Genomic DNA, 22,599 nt, shown 5'->3' with positions numbered 1-22,599 from the left:
TTTATTATTTTACATCTCAAATAAAAAATACGATGTAATTTGCTTATTGCAAATCTTCTTTATATTGAGGATGAATCAATCCAAAGCACTTGTTGTGCGCCATAAGAGACATTAGCGTGTTTATAAAAACTCTTAAGATCAGCAATAAAAATACCTCTATGCTTTCAAGTGCAAAGGTTATCGTCAACATGACAAGCTAAAAAATAGATAATAATGCCGGCTTATATCTTTAATAAATACTTATACCTTTATTAATAACGGTAGTATGGATTTTATACCATTCATAAGAGGTATTTTATACCATTTCACAAGCAATCTTATGAAATAGGCTCAAGTGCACACTGAGAAATTTTTCTTTAAAACAAGCACGTGAACTTGCAACACAATAATGTTATATTTTGGAGTATTCTGTTTGGAGGGCTATTTGTTATAAGAAAAGTGATCTCATTCAAAAATACAATAAACAAAAATCTAAAATAATAGGTAATTTTTATTATTAAAAAGTATTGCTTTAAATGCGTTTGACAATAAAATCAATATCTTATGAATTCTCCGCTTGCCTCACGCTTTTATTTATCACGTTCTTTAATGGAATCATGTCCTTCACGTAAAAACAGAATGCCATTGTGTTGCAAATTCACCTGCTTGTTTTAAAGAAACCTCTCTCAAAGTCTTTCCCAAACCCATTTCGCGATAACATCCGTGAATTGTATAATGATAAATCCATTAAGCTCCCCATCTTTACACTTATGGAGTAACAAGCCGGCACCATTTACACTATTTTCCAGCCCCTAATGTTGCGACAGCTCTTAGCTCTCGAGATGATTCATAAGAGGCATTTTTAGTCATTTCTTAATAGTTTTATCCACACAGGATTCCCAGCTTGTAGCATGCAAGCCGAATGATTTTGATTGATTCAACGCGAGAGAAATTCGTATGATATGCATAGTTCTAATTCAAGTTGAATAACGATAAATTATCTTTATAAATCAATATATTGCACACACTACATTCTTTAGGCAACAGCACCACATGGGCTTGAAAATAAGATAAGGTATTTCTCTGAAATAAATATATAGCAGCAAAATAACATACTATCTTTCGTGAAGATTTTGTCCCTTTAGAGAATAAATCGAATATTTCAGATAGTTCTCTTCACGCCTCAACAAAAAGCTTCTTCTTTTATAGTATTTCTAGTCTATGTCTTCTTCCTCAGATCTAGAAATGAGAGACAAAAAACGAAGAAATTGTTTTTTTAAATTCAATCTTTAATAATCTCTTTCATAAAAGAGACCTATACTAGAATTTTGTTCATTTCCTATGGCACCTTTAGCTTTGAGATGACGCGAAATATCTAAATTAATTGTCCCTTTCGTTGTTCCATCAGACCCTGCTTCAAAGCCCAAATAAATATTATTGTGTATGTAGCGTCCAATACGTAAGCCTGTATTACCCTTCTCATTAACGATAACATCAAGATCATCAAGTCCAATTTTAGTTCGTAAAGTATTCAACAAAGATGTATTAGAACCACCTGCAAGATCAGCCGCTGCCGCTGCAAGTTGAGCAATCTGAAATGGTGATAATTCATTAAGAGAGCGATTAAAAATCAAACGCGCCAAAATCTCATCCTGAGGCAAATTTGGTTGTGATGAAAAATTAATATCAAGATTATCAACCGTCCCACTTACAGTTACAGTGACGCGAATATCACCACTGTTATTGTTGGTTACAAAATAAACCGTAGGATTAAGATTACCACTAAAACTCGCTTGTCCTTGATCGAAATTAAGACGTTGCGACAGGATATCAAAACGTCCACGAATCATTCTAAATTCACCAACTGGATGCACATCATTCAATGGACCTGCTAGATTAATGCGTCCTCCCAGTTCAGCATCTAAGCCTTTTCCGCGTACAAAAAATTGATTGCGTGCAGTAATACGCATATTTGATAGCACGACAGATGAAGATTCTTGTGTAACTATACGGCTTTTGCTTTTGTTCGTGTTCTTAACATCAGCACGTTCAAGTGTTGTTTGAATCGATTTAGTTAAATTCTTATTTCTAACATCAAGAAACTTGGCACTTTTAAAATGATCAGGAACAAAAACTTCAGCTTTTTCAACGATGATATCACCACCAAGAACAAGATCATTTAAAAAATGACCTGTCATTGTCATCTCACCTGATAATGTTGCCAGAATCATAGAACCATCATTATAATTGGCATTATCAAGATGAAATATCAAATCTGTCTCTAGACCATTAGAAATACGACCTGAAGCAGAAATTCCTCCCCCCTCAAACGAAGAAGCTGAAGCTTTTTCTATAAGGATATGATCACCTTTCAATTTGCCTTCAATTGTTATATTATTCAATCCTACATTTGTTTGTGAATCAAAAAAGCTACCGTCGCCTATAGAAATATTTCCTATCAATTGTGGCTTTGATAATGCCCCATTAAGAGCTGTATCAATTCTTGCTGTACCCGTTATATGTGCACCACGCTTGGCTAATAAGAGATTAACAAAATCAAGAGGCATTATCCCTTTAACGTTTAATTTTGCCTCTGAACCATTAAGAGATACAGGCCCATGGATGGAAAGATCTAATCCTTTATCTCCAGTAGCTATCATATTTTCAATATGAAATGTCGATTTTTTATAAGAACCACGAGCATTTATATTGATTGACATCGGTCCTTTAGGCGTCATAGCGGTTAAATTTTGACTAGAAAGCTCAAAATGAGCAGATGGATCCTTCATTGTTCCACCAATATCAACTTTACCTATCACTGTCCCATCAAGCGCTTGTCCTGCAATAAAACCATTCGCCAAACGCGCAGATAAATTTTGCAAATTAATATGAAAATCAAGCGCATTTTTCTCTAGAGATATATGCCCCTGAGCTTGTGCTTGTACTCCTTCTCCTGTTAAATTTGCATTCAAAGTAAGATTTTGATCTACAGTGTTTCCCGTAGCAGAAAGAGAAAAAGGCATAATTTTTTTATCTTGAAAAGCAACGGTTGTCAGTCCCTCACCTTTTATATCGTAATTTATATCAGGTTTTTTTAAATGACCACGAATCATAACCTGCCCTGTTACACTCCCTGCTGCTCCAAGATCGGATTTCCACAAATTGACTAAAGTAGCAGGAAGGGCATTCATTGTAAGTTGTAAATTCAGGGTATCTTGAATATTCCCTGCTAAGATGATGTTGCCCCCATTTATTGCAATTCCTAATTCATTGATTGTCATTCCATCTTTATCAAAAGCAATTATGGATGGCTTCAGCAATGTTGCATGAAAAGTATGTTGTTTTAAGTCCACAGTTTCAATTTGCACTTCTCGTTTTATACTTTCTGGAAGTTCCTCAACCATTAAACGACCAGAAAGCCGTGCATTGAGAGTATCATGCAACATCGCCTGAACAGTAAAAACCGTTTGTCCATTATTCCTATCAGCGTGAGCATTTAAACGATTGACCATTACCAAAGGTGTTTGAATATGTTCTGCATTGAGAACTCCTTCAAACTGAGTCATGCCAAAAGGATCGAATATATCAGCATCTATTGCCAATTTTTTTATTTTATTCTTGGAAAAATTCAAATGGTTAACATGCGCCTTCACATTGGTTTTTTGTCTGCCATTTTGTTCATCAAAAATAAAATCTCCTTTTACTTTTCCACTACCATCCTGCAAAAATAACGCTGAAAGTACGGAAATATCATCGGCATCAATATGCAGCGCTCCTTTCAAAAAACCTCCAAGTTGTTGAGAAAGACCACCGGTTATTTTTGCATTTCCCCCTCTAATATCGATATTTTCAAGTTTTCGAATTTTATGAGAATCTTCAAAAGAGGCCGATAAATGCAAAGGTTTCTTAGCAAAAGTTCCTTCACCTTTTACAACTCCTGTTAAAGAAGTAATCGGTGCTGTATTATCCATAAGTGCCTCTATGTTAAACGTTGTGTTTTGAAGTTTCTTCCCCACAAAGAGTGCTTCAGCCACATGAGCACGTGTATTTAGTTTTATATGGCTATTGCTCCCTCTCGCCGTACTTTGAATTGTAAGTGCACCACTTATCTTTGGGTCTAATTTGGACAAATCAGATATTTGAGCAGATAAGTCCATTTTAGCGCTTTCATCTGAAAAATAACCATTAGCCTTTATGTTTGTATATTGATTTTTCAAATTCCAATGACGTAAAATGAAGCCCTTTGTATTTCGAGCAACTCCACCTGAAAGACTAGTATTTCCTTTGAATAAACGATCAAAAGACTGCATGCCTATTTTCATATCGTCAGCCATTCCTGATAATTGGAGATCAAAAATGCCACTCAATAAACTGATCGTTCCTTTGGCTTTAATATCTGCATTACCAGAAAGTGATTGTTTACTGAACACTTCCAAAGGAGTTAATGTTTGAGCTTTTAAACCGAGATCGCCTTTAAAAACAAAATTCTCCATTGTCCCTTTTAACCAAGAAGAAAAACCCTGAGCCGTAACACTCAGATCATGAATCAAAATTGGTTTATTCGAAACAATATCCGTATCTAAATGCACATGAACCGCTTGGCTTAAATTTTCTACTAACGCTCCCTTAATCTTTTTAACCCCTTGAAGCGTCCCTTTAACCTGAACACCAACATGACGAGAAGCTACATTATCAAGATTTTCGCTTACTCCTCCCATATCAAAAATTGCATCGCGAATATAAATATTTTTATTGCTTAAATGACTTACAACCAACCGCCCATTCCAAGATTGTTGCCCTTCGCGACCATAGTCAATGTTCAAAGCAAGAGTATTCGCAGGTTTTGGCACTTCTGATACAGATAAATGAACAGACTCCTTTTCGTTATCAAGAGCCATTTTTCCATCAACAAAAAGCCGTCGCAAGAATCCATCGGCGGTTATTTCAGCATTGGCTATAACATTCATTGCTTTGTTCTGAATAACCATCTGATCAAGGTGTGTCAAACCTTCTTTTGTTCTTCTTGCCTTTGCTTTTAATGTTATATTAGATTCAAAGAGACTACGATATTGAGAAGGTATTAAAGGGCTCAGTGTTCCCTCTAGTTTCGTAGAAAAACTCTGTCCTTCTGGAACGCTTGCAAGAATAACATTACCATCTACAATAGAATGATGATCAGACTCTAAAGAAAGTTTGATAACCAAATCATCAAAAGTACCATCACCTTTCATGACGAGATTTAATGCCGGACGTTGTTCAATGTTAAAAATATTCGCCAAAATACCATTTTGTGGTTCGTTAGCAGAAATATCAATTTGAGCTGTACGATTACTATCAGATATCTTGGTGAGAACAGAAAAAGAACCCGGTGCATCTAAACGATGAGCTGCTATATCGACATCAAAATTACCACTAGCCAAGGTGAAATTGCCTTTTAAGGATATATCAGCAGAAAAACCAAAAAGATTCTGTTCAAATGTCACATGTTGGGCTGTAAGTGTATTGATAGAAAGAGCAAGCGGCAATTTTGGTAAAGAGAACTTACCTGTCTCAAGGGAAGAAACAAAAGAAGAATTGCCTTGCGGTTTGCGTAAAAATGTAACCTGTTCTGCCGAAAGCTGGTTAATATCCATCCGCCCTCTCAGCAACGCTAGACGATTCCAATCCATTTTAGCATTGGTAATTTTAAGCCAAACCCCTTTTTTATCACTGACAGTAATAGTATCAATTGATGTTTGAGAAGACAGTGTCCCTTGCATATTGTGTAAACGAACTTGACGATTAGGCGCTGAAAGCTTTCGTTCAATTAAAGAAACAAACCATGAGCGATCATCTGTTTTCATTTCGCTAGAGGGAAGAATGTCTCCTCTTTGCGCAAAAACAAAACAACCCACCCCAAAAAACAAAAATACAAAGAAGAAAGCTGATAAACGTGCACCTTTTTTCATTAAAATGCTTGCCCTATACCCACGTAAAAACCAATGCGAGGGTCACCCTTCTCTCTCTTTAAAGGAAAGGCTAAATCAACGCGTAAAGGACCAAGACCCGTCATATAACGACCTCCTATACCGGCTCCCCATTTAATTTTTTGAGAAAAATCAAAATTCGCCTTTTCCCCTACTAAACCTCCATCAAGAAAACTGACAAACCCTATTTTATCATTTAAAGAAACACGCAATTCTGCTGACCCCTCAATAAGCGCCCGTCCACCAACAACCCCATCATTTTCTGTTTTGATACCAATATTACGGTAAGCATAACCACGAACAGAGCCCCCACCACCAGCAAAAAAAAGCGTATTTGCGGGTACTTGTGCTGTATCATTCCCAAGAATTGTACCAAGCTTTGCCCGCGCAGCAACAACAAAACGATCCCCTTCATCCAACGCCCAATAAGAGCGACCTTCTGCTGTTACTTTTGCAACAAAGTTGCTAAAACGCATCTCATAAAAAGGCTCAATGAAAACTTCACCATATAAACCTTTTGTTGCATTAAACTTATTATTACGACTATCGTAAATCAAGCCGCTAGGGAAACCGATTGTTGTAAAATTACGGCTCCCAAAATAGACATCACGTGAATAACCATTTGAAACTTCTACAGCAGCCTGTCCCGATAGATTACCATTAAAAATATGCGTAATACCTAATTTTCCTTTGATGGCTTTTGTCGTATAATTTTCTAAAACATCTTGTTGTATTTTTAATTCTGACCTGAAATCTGTATCTGGCGTGAGTACACCGGGCTTTACAAATGTGCCTCCGAAAAGATAATCAAAATTTTTAAAATTATATGATTGCTTTTTATTGCTACCAACACCAGTTATTTTTGTTTCAATTTTAAGAGTCTCTGCATGACCAAAAAGATTGTTATGCATCCAATAAGTCTCAAAACCGGCACCGTCTAAAGTTGAATAGCTACCGCCTACACCAAAACGACGCGGTTTATGTTCTTGTACAACAAGTGCAAGCGGTAAACGTCCATCTAGATTAATAGTATCAGCCTCACGTATATTGATAGCACGAAAAACACCAAGGCGCGCAAGACGTTCATTTCCCTTAGCTAACGCATCGGAATCGTATATCTGCCCTGGTTTCAATCCGGTCATCCACGCGATATAAGCTGAATCTACACGTGGTTTCTTACTTATATTACGCACACTTAAAGGACCATAATAAGCCTTTTGTCCAGGAGCAACAACAATCCGTCCTTCAACACGCAACGCAGCATGGTCAGCCACGACCTCACTCTTCATAATTTTAGCTTTAGCATAACCTTGTTGCCGCCATCCTTCTATCGCCCATTTTTCTGCTTTCAAAATAGTTTCAGATTTAGCAATAGCCCCAACTTTATAGCCCAATTCTTCAATTGTGGGCATTTTATGCGCTTTACGTTTTTCAAACGGAGCTACTTTATCAATATTTGCAATACTAAAAACATATTGTGGACCAGCATTAATTGTAATAACAATATTGGACCGTGCTGGAAGTTGAGTTACCGGACTTAAATCAGCGACTTCTAAGCCATTAATTTTAATACTAATAATACCACCATAGCGTCCATCAGCATAAAGAGCAGAAAGAATTGCTCGATAATCTGAACGCGCCTTGGCGAGCAAACCAGAAGAACTGGCGGATGCTTTCTCTTTATCAGCAACAAGAGAAGAAACAGATTTAACTATTTTTATACCTTCTAATGGTGCGCCTGGCGGTGCAACAACATCAACTTTATAAAATTTCTCTGTACTTTTAGCATAATGTGAAGAAGAATTTGTTTTCTTTTGACCAAAAAGAGGGATGCCGAAAAAATCAAATGCAGCAAGTGGCTGTGGAAAAGAAAAAGTAAAACACAAGCCTATAAATACACAGCGCAGAGTCCCTGATTTTAACAAAATTCTTGTCTGGTATACCATAAAATCAGATACCTTATAATACACTTTGCATCTACTACGCTTTAAATAATATAAAAATAAGAAAGGTAAATATAATTACTTTGCACATTTTACACGTTTTATCACATCAAATAACACTCTGCGATACATAACGTTATCCTCCCCTTATATTTTCATAAAATTCTGCACTGTTGTATAACACGAACAGCCTCATTCTTTTTTTTCTTAACATATTTATTTAGCTTATTATAAATGTTTTATTGCGTCCCATATCATCATGGTTAAATTTGTACAAATGACTTTCCATGGGAATGCTAAAAAACTGCCCACGTATATAGTTCTCTCTATAAAAAAAGCTATAGAGATGCTTCTTGATTTTTATAAATAGATATGATTGTCTCTACCAAGTCTAAAGGGGGGAAATAAATAAATGATCGCACGTATTACAACTGTTGCTTTTCGCGGTCTAGAAGCAGTCCCTGTCGATGTACAGGTTATGATTTCGTCTGGTAAAATAGGAATGGCTATTGTTGGATTAGCTGATAAGGCAGTTGCAGAAAGCCGTGAACGTGTACAAGCAGCCCTCCACGCTTGTGGACTTTCTATGCCTACTAAACGAATTACGATTAATCTTGCACCAGCTGATTTACCTAAAGAGGGATCACATTATGATTTGCCAATTGCCGTAGGCTTAATGCTTGCTATGGAAATCCTCCCTCCTGAAGTAGCAGAAGACTATGTCATTTTAGGAGAATTATCATTAGATGGTTCACTTACCGCTGTTCATGGTGTGTTACCAGCCGCCATGACAGCTTTATCACTCGATAAAGGACTGATTTGTCCTTTTCAATGTGGACCTGAGGCAGCATGGGCAAATGCAGAAATAAATATTCTTGCCCCAGAGACTCTGCTCACTATAGTCAACCATTTTAAAGGAACCCAAATTCAAAAACGTCCACAACCGCGCCAATATACTATCGAAACTGAGCTTCCAGATCTTTGCGAAATCAAAGGACAAAAAACAGCCAAACGTGCCTTAGAAGTTTGTGCTGCTGGACGCCATAACCTTTTGTTTGTAGGTCCCCCTGGTGCTGGAAAATCTATGCTAGCGCAACGCTTACCTTCCATTTTGCCACCTCTTGATAGCCGTGAGCTTTTAGATGTCTCTCTGATTGCTTCTATTACAGGAGAAACGGTTCATAATACCATTTCACTTCATTGCCCCTTTCGTTCCCCACATCATTCTGCGTCCATGGCCGCAATGATTGGTGGAGGGCTTAAAGGACGACCGGGAGAGGTCTCCCTTGCTCATAATGGTGTGTTATTCCTTGATGAATTGCCTGAATTTTCTCCACAGGTTCTTGATTCTCTTCGTCAACCTTTAGAAAGTGGGGAGTCAGTTATCGCCCGCGCTAATCACCATATTAGCTATCCTGCTCGATTCCAACTTATTGCCGCAATGAATCCTTGCCGTTGTGGTATGGCAGGCGAAAAAGACCATGTTTGCCCTAAAGGGATACGCTGTCAAATCGATTATCAGTCCCGTATTTCTGGTCCTCTGCTTGACCGAATTGATTTACGGATTGATGTCCCTGCTTTGACGGCTATGGACCTTATGCAACCAGAACAATCAGAAAAAAGCTGCGACGTTGCCAAACGCGTCGCACGGTGCCGTACCATTCAAGCTAAACGTTTTTCAACAATGGGGTTTGATCATATTCGTACCAATGGCGATTGCCCTGCCAAAATTATAGAACAGATTGCCATTCCTGATAAAAGTGCGACCATACTCTTACGAGATGTGAGTGAAAAAATGCACCTCTCTGCACGCGCTTATCATCGCATTCTCAAAGTTGCACGCACAATTGCTGATCTTGACGGATCAGATACTCTTTCACGCTATCATCTCGCAGAAGCTATTTCCTATCGACTAGGCGCAGAAAGATTAACAGCCCTTAACTAAAAAACTACTCATCAATAAAAACTTATTGGAAAATAACGCAAATAAAGTTCTGTAAGTTTACCATCCTCTTCTAAAGATTTCAGCGCATAATTGAGTATATCAACCAATTTTTCATTCTTTTTTGCAACAGCAAGCTGCATTCCTTGCCCCAATAACTGTGGCGCCATATATGCCCCCCCAACAAAATGACAGCAATTCGCGGTTTTTGAATCGTTTAGCCATAAAGATAAAGCAAATCCATCATCAAAAATAAGATCAATTTTACGCTCCTGTAACGCTTTATAGAGCTCCGCCCTGCCTCTAAATTCTTGTCCTTTGGCTTCAGGAAAATAGTGATGAAAGAGCTTTTCGTGAACACTTTTAGATAAAACACCACTGGTTAAATGTACCAATTGATCACTTATTGGCTCATCGAGATTTAAACGTCGAGTAGCAACAAATCGCGCTGGAAAACGCAAATATGGCTTTGTAAAAACAAGATCTTGCTGGGTTTTATTTGTTTCTTTTAAACCTGCAATAATAACTTCTGCACCACCATTGTTAACATGTTCTACAAGCTCTTTCCAAGGAACAACTTCTACTTCACAAAACTTCTCTAATTCTAATTTTGAGCAAATAGCACGCAATAAATCGATATTATAACCTGCAAGATGCCCCGTTTGATCAAGAAAATTAAAAGGAGGAAAATCAAAAGTTGTTACAAAACGCAAACGAAAGATATCCGTTGTATCAGGTTGTACCAAATGTTCATGCGAATCAAAAAAAGAAGGCAGCCTTTCAGCTTCTGCGTAAGAGGAAAATAGAACCCCCCCTGCTACAAATAAAATACGAATAAAAATATTGTATGGATTATTGAATAAAAGATACCGTAGACGCAATTGAAGATGTTTTACATATATAGATTTTTTTATTTTCAAAATCTCTCCCCCATTTTCAAAACTAAGATGCAACTCTCCTTAATTATTATCTAACGCACTTCACCAAAATATCTGGCGTTTAATAAATAAAATTCTTGCTATTTTTTAAAACTGTTAAAAAATTTAACAGTTTTCATATATTTTTTTTGAAACCATTGAAAATACTTCTTAAAAAATTGCGTGAATAAGCCGCACAATAGCGTTTTATTTTGAATAAGAAATGTAACCTCCATGGACAGGAATAATACAAACAAATATACACAATATTCTCACCTCAATTTAACATACAAAAAGTTAAAAAACTTAGAGAACGCGTAATATTAACTTCATTAAGATTGAAGATTGATTTATAGGTAAGAAAGTAAAAGTCTCGTTAGTGTAACATAAAGATGCACAACTAATTTTGAAATATTATGCATATGCAAAAATAAACAATAATACTACTCTTTACATAATTTTAAAATTTACGTTTAAAGTTTACGTAAAGCATAATTGGCCTCGTCCTCAAATTTTAAAGGAAAAGGATTCGTACCAACGTTGTTCTGTAAACAGTCAGCTTCTCTCGATAAATTACGCTTTTAATTTCTTTAGTCTTCTCATTGTGATTCACTTAACTAAAGGCGTTTAAGCCCTGCCCTGAATATTCACCACGCACTGTAAAAATACTTAAATATACCAAAGAGGTGCTTACTTGTCTTATATTATCACCCTAAATGACGGTATTTTACTGTATAATTGTGTCATATCATTTCATCATTCTTTCCATTATATATCGACAGATATTGAATCTAGATCTGATATACGGTAAATGTTTAATGTGGTTATTCCATAAATAACTTATCAGAACATTGAGCTTTAAAAAAGCGGATAAAATATTGAAATTGAACACAGGAATGGACTAACTTATGAGTGATGAAATAACCTCACCGGCACAAAGCCATGACTATGATGCGGCTTCTATCAAAGTTCTCAAAGGTCTTGATGCTGTACGCAAACGTCCTGGGATGTATATCGGTGACACTGATGATGGATCGGGGTTACATCATATGGTCTATGAAGTTGTAGACAATGCTATCGATGAGGCTTTAGCCGGTCATGCAACTCTTGTAAACGTCACACTCCATGCTGATGGTTCTTGTTCTGTTCGTGATAATGGACGTGGAATTCCGACAGATATCCATCCAACAGAAGGTATTTCTGCAGCTGAAGTTATTATGACACAGCTTCATGCCGGCGGAAAGTTTGATCAAAACTCTTATAAAGTTTCAGGCGGATTACACGGTGTTGGCGTCTCTGTTGTGAATGCACTCTCTGTTTGGCTTAAATTGCAAATCAAACGCAATGGTAAAATTCATGAAATATCATTTACCCACGGGGTAGCTGATGCTCCATTAAAAGTTGTTGGCGATTGCGATCAAGAAAGTGGAACAGAAATTAGATTTTTACCAAGCTCTGAAACCTTTACTATGGTTGAGTTTGATTTTGAAACTTTAGAGCGTCGTTTACGGGAATTAGCCTTTCTAAATTCTGGGGTTTATATTCTTCTTGTTGACGAGCGTCATGCTGATATTAAATCCGTTGAATTGCATTATGAAGGTGGATTAATAGAGTTTGTGAAATATATTGATCAATCAAAAAAAGCGCTGCTTGATACTCCTATTTATATTACAAGTGAAAAGGATGGTATGAGCGTTGATGTTGCCCTATGGTGGAATGATTCCTATCATGAGAAGGTCTTGTGTTTTACCAATAATATCCCTCAGCGTGACGGTGGAACTCATTTGATAGGTTTCAGAAGTGCCCTTACACGCCAAATTAATGGCTATGCTGAATCTTCAGGTATTGCTAAAAAAGAAAAAGTGAACTTAACCGGTGATGACTGCCGTGAAGGATTAACAGCTATTCTTTCTGTCAAAGTTCCTGATCCAAAATTTTCTTCACAAACAAAGGATAAGTTAGTCTCTTCTGAAGTGCGCCCTATTGTTGAAAGTTTGGTCAATGAAGGTCTTTCAATATGGCTGGAAGAACATCCTCATGAAGCAAAACTTCTCATTAGTAAAGTGGTAGAAGCTGCAACAGCACGTGAAGCAGCACGCAAAGCACGTGAACTCACAAGACGAAAAGGGGCGCTTGATATCACTTCTCTACCAGGAAAGCTTGCCGATTGCCAAGAACGAGATCCCGCAAAATCAGAAATCTTTATTGTCGAGGGGGATTCGGCTGGCGGTTCAGCAAAAAGTGGGCGCTCACGTCAAAATCAAGCAATTTTACCCCTTCGTGGTAAAATCCTCAATGTTGAACGAGCACGTTTCGACCGCATGCTCTCATCTGATATGATTGGAACACTTATTACAGCTCTTGGAACGTCTATCGGTAAGGATGAATTTTCACCCGATAAATTACGTTATCATAAGATTATTATCATGACAGATGCGGACGTTGATGGAGCCCATATTCGTACGCTGCTGCTCACTTTCTTTTTTAGACAAATGCCCGAGTTGATTGAACGTGGACATCTTTATATTGCTCAGCCTCCTCTTTATAAAGTATCGCGTGGAAAATCTTCCCAATATATTAAAAATGAAGCAGCGTTTGAAGAATTCTTGATCGATACTGGATTAGAAGAAACAACGCTTGAGCTTTCAACGGGAGAAGTTCGTGCAGGAGCTGATTTGTATCAACTCGCTAAAGATGCTCGTATATTACGTCAACTTTTAAATGGTCTTCATACCCGTTATGACCGTAATATTGTTGAACAAGCAGCAATTGTTGGCGCTTTTAATCTTGAAGTCTTTGCAACACAAGAAAAAGCGCAAAAAATAGCAGATACTGTAGCACTCCGCCTTAATCTGATTGCTGATGATATGGAACAAGGTTGGAGTGGACAATATACAGCAGATGGAAGTTTATGTTTTGAGCGTATTTTACGTGGTGTTAAAGATGTTGTTACGCTTGATGTGGGACTTATAAATTCAACTGACGCACGCCAAATTGATCGCATTTCCCAAAATTTTATCGACATATATCATCCTCCTGTTCTTTTACGTCGCAAAGATAAAACAGAGCGTATTTTTGGTCCTATGAGCCTTTTAGAGAGCATTTTTACAAACGGTAAAAAAGGTGTTACTCTTCAACGTTATAAAGGTCTTGGGGAAATGAATGCTGAACAACTTTGGGAAACAACGCTTGATCCCAATGCACGTTCTCTTTTACAAGTAAAAATTAATGATGCAACCGATGCAGATTCACTCTTTTCTCGTCTCATGGGTGATGAAGTTGAACCTAGACGTATTTTTATTCAAGACAATGCCTTAAGCGTTGCCAATCTTGATATCTAAAGATACTCTTCTGTTTTTGGCTGTGTAAACGTCGTAGTTTTATACGTTGTTTTTTCGTATTTGAACATTTCATCTCTCTTTCATTTACGATAAAAGAAAAATAAGAAAGGTCATCCATATGACAGCTGAAACAGAACGTGTAGGAACCAAGGGTGGCATGGAGCACTCTTTTGGTTTTACAAGAGTAGATGAAACACAAAAACAATCCATGGTGGATGGTGTGTTTCATTCTGTCGCTGAAAATTATGACAAGATGAATGATATCCTATCATTGGGGCTACATCGTGTGTGGAAAAATTCCATGATTGCTTGGCTTTCCCCACCAGCACTTTCTCATTGGAAAGTTCTTGATGTCGCTGGCGGTACAGGTGATATTGCTTTTCGTATTCTTAATGCTTCACGCCAAAAAGCCCATGCTACAGTGCTTGATATTAATGGCTCAATGCTCAGCGTTGGTAAAAAACGCGCACAAAAAAATGGTCTTGCCCCTCTGATTGATTTTGTTGAAGCCAATGCAGAACATCTACCTTTTGAAGATCAAAGCTTTGACGCTTACACGATTGCTTTTGGAATTCGCAATGTTCCTCATATTGATCAAGCCCTTAGAGAAGCTTTTCGTGTCTTAAAGCCCGGTGGACGTTTCTTATGTTTAGAATTTTCAAATGTCGAGATGCCTCTGTTGGATAAAATTTATGATCTTTGGTCTTTCCATGCTATCCCTAAGCTGGGTCAATTTATCGCAAATGATGGCGATGCTTATCGTTATTTGGTTGAATCTATCCGCAAATTTCCTAAGCAAGATGATTTTGCCCATATGATCAAGCATGCGGGGTTTTCGCGGGTATCGTACCGCAATCTCACCGGTGCGATTGCAGCGCTGCATTCAGGTTGGAAAATTTAAAAATGGTGCAAATTTCCCCTTACTTTCAATTGATGCGTGCAGGATGGGTTCTAACACGTGAAGGTGTTTTAAGTGCTCTCCCTCATGATGATCTTCAAGGATTTCCAGCGCTATGTCATCGTATAGCGAGTGCATTAGCACGACGCAAAACAAAAAAGAAACAACGATCTGAAAATATTTCATATGCCATTAATAAGCTTGGACCCTCTTACATAAAACTTGGTCAATTTCTTGCCACAAGACCTGATATTGTTGGGCGTGATATTGCGGAAGATTTGTCACAGCTACAAGATCGCGTCCAAACATTTTCTTGCACTGCCGCTATTGCTCAAATTGAAAGTTCTCTTGGTCGCTCTATTGATGATTTATTCGTAAATTTTTATCCCCCCATTGCCGCCGCGTCTATTGCTCAAGTTCATCCAGCTGAATATAGTGATGAAACTGGCCATAAGAAAAAATGTGCTGTAAAAGTTATTCGTCCCAATATCAGAGCACGTTTTTCTAAAGATCTTAGAGGATTCTATCTCATTGCTCATTTACAAGAGCGCTATATCCCTGCCTCTCGAAGGCTTCGTCCTGTTTGTGTGGTGGATACTTTAGCACAAACAACACGACTTGAAATGGATTTACGCTTAGAAGCAGCAGCTATATCTGAAATGGCTGAAAATATTCAACATGATACAGGCTTTCGGGTTCCACGTATTGACTGGGAACGGACAGGACGTAATGTTCTTACAATGGAATGGATTGATGGTATAAGAATATCCGAAACTTCCAAACTCAAAGAAGCAGGTTTTGATTTGAAGGTGCTTGCTATTACGCTTATTCAATCTTTTCTTCGTCATACACTGCGTGATGGTTTTTTTCACGCCGATATGCATCCTGGTAATTTATTTGTAGATGAAAAAGGATGTATTGTTGCTGTTGATCTAGGCATTACAGGAAGGCTTGGCAAAAAAGAAAAGCATTTCCTTGCTGAAATTCTTTACGGCTTTATTACCCGCGATTACCATCGAGTTGCACGTGCCCATTTTGAGGCCGGCTATGTTCCTTCACACCATAATATCGAAAGCTTTGCGCAAGCCAACCGTGCTATTGGCGAACCAATTCACGGACAATCAGCACAAAGCATTTCCATGGCTAAATTGCTCACTTTATTATTTGAAGTCACTGAATTATTTGACATGCAAACGCGACCTGAACTTTTATTGCTGCAAAAAACAATGGTTGTCGTGGAAGGTGTTGCCCGTACATTAGACCCCACTTTTAATATGTGGAAAGCTTCTGAACCCGTTGTCAAAGAATGGATTAGTAAAAATTTAGGACCCGTAGGCGTTGCAAAAGACTTTAGTGAAGGAGCAAAAGCTCTCCTTTCGCTGGCACGCAAAACACCACAATTGGTTCAAAATTTCCAACGAATAGAAGAAGATTTCAATCAAATGAGAAAAACAGGTTTTAATCTTTCTCCTGCTACCCTCAAACAACTTGCTGTGGAACAAAGTCACAGAAACCGTTATGGTCGTTATAGTCTTTTCATCATTGCACTTTGTTGCGCTTGTCTTACTTTTTACTTTTTTCATCTTTTCTAATCTCCTTAATATGCTAAAAATATCAACAATGAAATCATTGAAATCATTTTTACTTCTTGGAGGTATTTTATGGCCAGTATTACTATTCGTAACCTGTCTCTTGAAACCAAAGAAGCTTTGCGCATACGCGCCGCGCAAAATGGTATTTCTATGGAAGAAGAAGCCCGCCGTCTTTTAAGCAATCCCCCTACTCACACCACACTCCCCTCTCATGCCAGTGCTGTTGAAGTGCAATCATTGAAATCAAAATCTCTCCTTCTTATTATTGGTGGAAGTATTGCATCTTATAAAGCCCTTGATTTGATTCGCCGTTTACAAGAACGTGGAGCAGATTTAAAAGTTGTGATGACAAAAGCGGCGCAAAAATTTATTACGCCTTTAGCCGCTGAAGCTTTAAGCGGTGGTACTGTATATACTGATTTATTTTCACGCGAAGAAGAACATGATATCGGACATATCCGATTAGCACGTGATGCTGATCTGATTATTTTAGCTCCTGCTACAGCCAACCGCATTGCAAAAATAGCCAATGGCATAGGAGATGATCTGGCTGATTGTGTCCTTTTAGCAGCACGCTGTCCACTCTTGATTGCACCCGCCATGAATCCAGCCATGTGGGTGCATCCAGCAACTATTCGTAATGTTGCACAATTGCACGCAGATGGCGTTCATATCATCGGACCAGAAATCGGAAATATGGCTGAACGTGACGAGATTGGATATGGACGTATGAGCGAACCTTTAACTATTGTCGCTGCTATAGAGAATCTTTTGAACGTGCATGAAAAACCTCTCTTTGACCGCCATTTCATCGTTACCTCTGGCCCTACCCATGAACCAATTGATCCAGTACGTTATCTTGCTAATCGGTCCTCAGGTAAACAAGGTCATGCCATTGCAACCGCTCTTGCACATTTGGGTGCAAAAGTAACACTTATTTGTGGACCTGTTCATCTTGCAGACCCACAAGAAGTAAAAACAATTCATGTTGAAACAGCACAACAGATGTTAAAAGCCGTTCAAACCGCATTGCCTGCTGATGGTGCCATCTTTGTTGCCGCTGTTTGTGACTGGCGTAGTCAAACCCAATCTTTACACAAAATTAAAAAGGATGCTCATAAAACACCACCATCCCTTCAAATGGTTGAAAATCCTGACATTTTAGCAACGATTGGACACGCTCCAAAACGCCCCTCATTGGTCATTGGTTTTGCTGCTGAAACATGCGATATTATTGCTAATGCGCAAAAGAAATGCGTTGAAAAAGGAGCTGATTTCATTCTTGCTAATGATATTTCTCTTCAAGTAGATGGTACAAGTGTCATGGGTTCTGATACAAATCAAGTTTATCTCGTAAGTAGAAAAAAAGTTGAACAATGGCCTCATATGAGTAAACAACACGTAGCGCAAAAATTAGCAAACGTGATTGTATCATTTTTTGCCCCCCAAACATCTACTCCTCATGAGAAAAATATACCCCTTTGCAAATAAGAACTCTTCAAACGCGTTGATATTAAAACACCTTATAAAATAGAACTGATAATAGGTGTCTATCCATCTCAATTAGTATATAATATTTTTGATTTATAATGATAACCTAGCATTGTTCATATTAAATTAGAATCCCAGACATCGTAAGATTCTCTCATTCCCAATCTCTCTCATATTGAATCAATAAAAATCATTTTCTTGCACGTTTTAAACAAGGATAACTGTATGAATACAAAACGTTTAAGAAAGAACTAAAAGCGCTTATAATGGACCGTCTCAAGAACCAAGAGCTTGTCTCGGACAACACTAAGGATGATGGCACCAACGTACTCTTTTTATTAAGAGTATAGTGATGCCCTATAAGTTTTATATTATTCACGAGAGCTTTACCCATAGACCATTCACAAGCGCTGTTGCGAAATGGGTGTGACAAGCGTTGGAAAATATTTTTTAAAAAAATCACATCTCACTCTAGCCTTCATAAAAGTAGGATCTATTGCACTACTGTCTCCCCAGCTTATAAAAAAACAAGCTATCATTCACTTTGCCTAACATTAATTTTGAGAAAGCTCTTGCACTGGATAAAATTTATAAAAAGCATTTTCTCTCTTCAATGTTTTTATCCCCATATTGGTCCTATTTATGATATACGAATAAATGATTTTGATTGTTTCATGATGAGAACAGCTCATGAGAAAATATGACAACTTTATTTGAAGCTCTTATTCACTATGAAAATGATGTATAAATTAATATATTATAATATCTCAATGCAATTTTAAGCATACCTCACACTGACGCTCATAAAGAGTGTAGACAAAATTCATTGTACCACTGTCTATAAGTTTATGAAACTGACGCTTTTATTATTTTCCTCAGTGATCGGTCTTTAAGATTAAATGTCTGTCTCCTCTCTCCAGCATACCAAGACCACAAAGACTAGAATTTTATCCATGATATCCTCACATTGTGACGATTCATGAGAAGCATTTTTATTCTTTTATCGAAAGCTTTGTACCCATACATTGGTCTCGCCTATAATGTGCACGTAAATAATTTTTTGATGTTGAATAGAGACTTTGAAATTAAAGAATATTTCTATATTTTGGATTCTTATTCAAGTTGAAAATGATCAATTCTCTTCATAAATTAATGGTGTTATTATCTAAAAATTATTTGATACAGTGCACCACTTGTATGAAAAGTGCTTCAATGAATTCTTACTTCATTGCACTTATGGCTTTTAAAATTCAAAATCTCATCATTTTTAAGCATCAGTGACATCTCCCTTTCTTTGCTTCTTCTCAAAAAACTGCTCTTCCATGGAATCGGACGGTCAATCGCCTAAGCTTATTTTTTCCACTTCTATCATATTAATCATTCTGTTGCCCAAAATTAGAATATCTACGGAGCTACTACGTTACCCCTATTCCATTGAACTCAATATTTTTTTGAAAGCGAGAGGCAAAAACATGCTGCCAAATAGTAGAAAAGTACAGAATTTTAGGAATTGTGTAAAACAATTAAGCACTTAAATAAACTAAGTTAGATAAATCTACTGAATAAATAGAAGTAAATAACTTTCCTCCCCAAAGTTCTTATTCCTTAATTTTTTACATATATCATATAAACGCAATAATCTACACTATGTACAAAAATAATAAAAACTTCTTCTACAACAGCTGCTTTTTAAATTCTTCTTTGTTTTAAAAATCAAAATTTCTATTTATTCAAACTTTATTTTAAATAAAGGAGCCTTATCCGTTTTTTATAATGTTTTTGAAAAAAATCTTGTAATTCAAAGAAAGAAAAAATTACACTGTACATACTTTAAATATATTTCTTGTTTTTTTTGCTTCTTTCCTTAGTTTATTAATCTATGATTTTTACTGCTGCTTATCGTGCTTTACAACGTCTTCTGACCTCGCAATATCGTATTATGATACTGAAAGCATTGGGGGTTACTTTTTTCATTCTCACCATTTTATGGTTATGTGTGCACCAACTTTTTGTGTCTTACTTTTGGCCCTGGATTGCTCAATTTCTTCCTGGACTCCCTAGTTGGGCGGGATGGATTGGTTTTAGCATGCTTATCATTTTTAATCTTGGTTTGGCTCTTTTGTTAGCTTTTTTGATTGCACCAATCACCGCTATGATTGGTGGTTTTTTCATTGATTCTGCTGCTGAAATCATTGAAAAAGAGGATTACCCAAATGAGCCTATTGGACAAGCTTTGCCGTTTCAGCGTTCTCTTATCATTTCCTTTAAATTTGTTATTTTAAGCCTTCTTGGTAATGGAATTGCTTTTATTTTATTCTTCATACCAGGTATTAATTTAATTGCTTTTTATCTTATTAATGGTTATTTGCTCGGTCATGAATATTTCTTGTTTGCTGCTTATCGTTTTCGAACAGAGCAAGATGCACGTACTTTTTTACATACTCATTACACAACGGTTTTTGGTGCAGGATTATTGATAGCGCTTTTTGTTTCGATTCCAATTCTTAATTTAGCAACACCGCTTTTTGCAGCCGCCTTTATGACATATTTACACAAAATGCTTTCCCAAAAGACCATGGCACGCATTACACAAAAATAGTTTCCTTGACTTTAAGGTTAATAAAACTTGCCAGCCAAAGAAAGCATAATATAAAATTTTATGCTTTCTCTTTTATTAAAGCAATATATTGATTTATAATGATAATTTATTGTTTCACAATATGAGTGAAAAACCTAAATATCATGAGGGTTTCTCATTTTAATCCTATTCATATTGGATCAATTGAAATCGTTTGTTTATGTATCATAAATGAAGGTGGTATGCGGATAAAAGTACTTTCAAAAAGGCGTGAAATATCTTTATATGAATCCTCTCAATGCAAACATTATCGTCGCATTGAAAACTGAAAAAGAGTATTATGGTGCCGCTTTCTACCTTATATTTCAGTAAAAATGGAGAGCATAATGTATTTTATACCCTTCATAGAGATACCCTTCATAGAGAAATGATTATTATACTCTTCATGGGTACCGTCATAAGAGAGTTTTGGGAATATTGAGACTGTTAAATCTAGCAACGCGTGAATACATAACAAGAACAATATTTTGTTTTTGACGTTCTATTTTATGTGAAAAGCGTGCGCTTTGAAAAACCATTCTGAAAAAATATTGCTCTGGTGTTGGCGTTTCGCTAACATAACATTATCATAGTCATTATCTTTAATGGAATGAGTGTGGCTTATATTATAAGGTTTCTTGATTTAAAAATTGTTGATACGAATGATTAATTGGATATCCATTTTTATTAAAAGAAAATAAGGCGTTTGTTAACCATCGCAAGGAGTAAATTTTAATACCAAAGTAAAAATAAAAACATGTCAGTTCTTAAAACTTCTGAGAAGTTTGTTATAGGAAATACTCTTCATGCATATGATTGTTGTAAAATTGGAAAAATTAAAAAACAGTGGAGTGAGAGCTATACGTATACTGATAAAAGTATTAAATAGACTCGTTTGGTCAGCCGGCAAAGCAAATGTGACTGCTTAAATTCTATATTCTTTCAAATCATGCAAAAGGTGTATAATATTTTAAAGGAAGGTTATAAAGATGAACTGGATTACAAATTATGTTCGCCCTAAAATTAATTCTATATTGGGACGCCGTGAAATTCCAGAAAATCTATGGATTAAAGATCCTACCAGTGGTGAAATGATCTTCCATAAAGATTTGGAAGCTAATCAATTTGTGGCTCCTAATTCTGGCTATCATATGCGTATCAGTGCCAAAAATCGTCTCATGCATTTTTTTGATGATGGTATTTATACAGCTCTTGAAAATCCAAAAGTTGTGACAGACCCTTTAAAGTTTCGCGACGAAAAACGCTATATTGATCGGTTAAAAGAGTACCGTTCTAAACTCGGTGTTGAGGACAATATTTTGAGTGCACGCGGTACGATTGAGGGTTTGCCAATTATTGCAACCGTTCAAGATTTCGCCTTTATGGGGGGATCACTCGGTATGGCCTCAGGAGAAGCTATTATCAAAGCTTTTGATACTGCCATTGCCGAAAGATGCCCTTTGGTTCTTTTTACTGCTTCTGGTGGTGCACGCATGCAAGAAGGAACACTCTCATTGATGCAAATGCCCCGTACAACAGTAGCGATTGAAATGTTGAAAGAAGCAAAACTTCCCTATATTGTTGTGCTGACTAATCCAACCACCGGTGGTGTTACTGCTTCTTACGCCATGCTTGGTGATATTCACATTGCCGAACCTGGCGCTATGATTGGTTTTGCTGGTCCACGTGTGATTCAACAAACGATACGTGAAACCCTACCAGAAGGGTTTCAAAGTAGTGAATATCTGCTTGAACATGGTATGATTGATATGGTTGTATCGCGTTTAGAAATGAAAACAACAATTGCGCGTATTTTACGCTTGATGATGAAACGCCCTGCTGTTTTTAACCCTTCCGATCCATCCCCAACAGACTCTCAAACATCGCTTTCTAGGACAAAAGCAGCTTAAGTT

General features: G+C 37.0%; 10 protein-coding genes and 1 pseudogene. 7 read left to right on the top strand and 4 right to left on the bottom strand.

The features are described 5' to 3' along the window. Positions 1-572: 572 nt before the first annotated feature. The 3 genes and pseudogenes from ACFIML_RS02280 to ACFIML_RS02270 form a co-directional block, all read right to left on the bottom strand. Positions 573-839 (bottom strand): annotated as a pseudogene (locus tag ACFIML_RS02280) (Arm DNA-binding domain-containing protein); the annotation flags it as partial. Positions 840-1,268: 429 nt separating this feature from the next. After that, entirely contained in the window at positions 1,269-5,927 is a 4,659-nt protein-coding gene (locus ACFIML_RS02275) for a translocation/assembly module TamB domain-containing protein (protein WP_375687285.1), read from the bottom strand. Then, positions 5,927-7,891 carry an autotransporter assembly complex family protein gene (locus tag ACFIML_RS02270; RefSeq protein ID WP_375687283.1) on the bottom strand — a complete coding sequence of 655 codons (1,965 nt, stop codon included), beginning with the start codon at positions 7,889-7,891 and terminating at the stop codon, positions 5,927-5,929. Before ACFIML_RS02270 ends, ACFIML_RS02275 begins: the two co-directional genes overlap by 1 nt. Positions 7,892-8,300: 409 nt before the next feature. Between ACFIML_RS02270 and ACFIML_RS02265 the strand changes: the two genes are divergently transcribed. Beyond that, positions 8,301-9,833, top strand: coding sequence for a YifB family Mg chelatase-like AAA ATPase (locus ACFIML_RS02265; RefSeq protein WP_375606130.1), 1,533 nt, complete (start codon positions 8,301-8,303; stop codon positions 9,831-9,833). Between the two features lie 11 nt (positions 9,834-9,844). Here ACFIML_RS02265 and ACFIML_RS02260 read toward each other — a convergent pair whose 3' ends face one another. Continuing rightward, complete coding sequence (locus ACFIML_RS02260) at positions 9,845-10,750, bottom strand: transporter substrate-binding domain-containing protein (RefSeq protein ID WP_375606129.1); 906 nt, start codon at positions 10,748-10,750, stop codon at positions 9,845-9,847. A gap of 905 nt (positions 10,751-11,655) precedes the next feature. Here ACFIML_RS02260 and gyrB point away from each other — a divergent pair. The 6 genes from gyrB (at position 11,656) to accD (ending at position 22,596) form a co-directional block, all read left to right on the top strand. Beyond that, positions 11,656-14,088, top strand: coding sequence for a DNA topoisomerase (ATP-hydrolyzing) subunit B (gene gyrB / locus ACFIML_RS02255; protein ID WP_375614324.1), 2,433 nt, complete (start codon positions 11,656-11,658; stop codon positions 14,086-14,088). A 118-nt stretch (positions 14,089-14,206) separates the two neighbouring features. Then, complete coding sequence (gene ubiE / locus ACFIML_RS02250) at positions 14,207-14,989, top strand: bifunctional demethylmenaquinone methyltransferase/2-methoxy-6-polyprenyl-1,4-benzoquinol methylase UbiE (protein WP_375606127.1); 783 nt, start codon at positions 14,207-14,209, stop codon at positions 14,987-14,989. Between the two features lie 2 nt (positions 14,990-14,991). Then, complete coding sequence (gene ubiB, locus ACFIML_RS02245; protein WP_375614325.1) at positions 14,992-16,578, top strand: 2-polyprenylphenol 6-hydroxylase; 1,587 nt, start codon at positions 14,992-14,994, stop codon at positions 16,576-16,578. A gap of 69 nt (positions 16,579-16,647) precedes the next feature. Continuing rightward, complete coding sequence (coaBC, locus tag ACFIML_RS02240; protein ID WP_375606125.1) at positions 16,648-18,069, top strand: bifunctional phosphopantothenoylcysteine decarboxylase/phosphopantothenate--cysteine ligase CoaBC; 1,422 nt, start codon at positions 16,648-16,650, stop codon at positions 18,067-18,069. 1,879 nt (positions 18,070-19,948) lie between these two features. After that, positions 19,949-20,668, top strand: a complete 720-nt coding sequence (locus ACFIML_RS02235) for a sulfate transporter family protein (RefSeq protein WP_375608984.1) — start codon at positions 19,949-19,951, stop codon at positions 20,666-20,668. Between the two features lie 1,007 nt (positions 20,669-21,675). Beyond that, on the top strand, positions 21,676-22,596 hold the full coding sequence (gene accD, locus ACFIML_RS02230; RefSeq protein ID WP_375606123.1) for an acetyl-CoA carboxylase, carboxyltransferase subunit beta: 921 nt from the start codon (positions 21,676-21,678) through the stop codon (positions 22,594-22,596). The last annotated feature ends 3 nt before the right edge of the window (positions 22,597-22,599 follow it).

The sequence above is a fragment of the Bartonella sp. AC62GZZY genome (assembly GCF_042196525.1).
In the GTDB taxonomy this organism is placed as follows: domain Bacteria; phylum Pseudomonadota; class Alphaproteobacteria; order Rhizobiales; family Rhizobiaceae; genus Bartonella.
The sequence above is the reverse complement of the archived record's forward strand: the minus strand, read 5'-3'. Positions and strand labels throughout refer to the sequence as shown.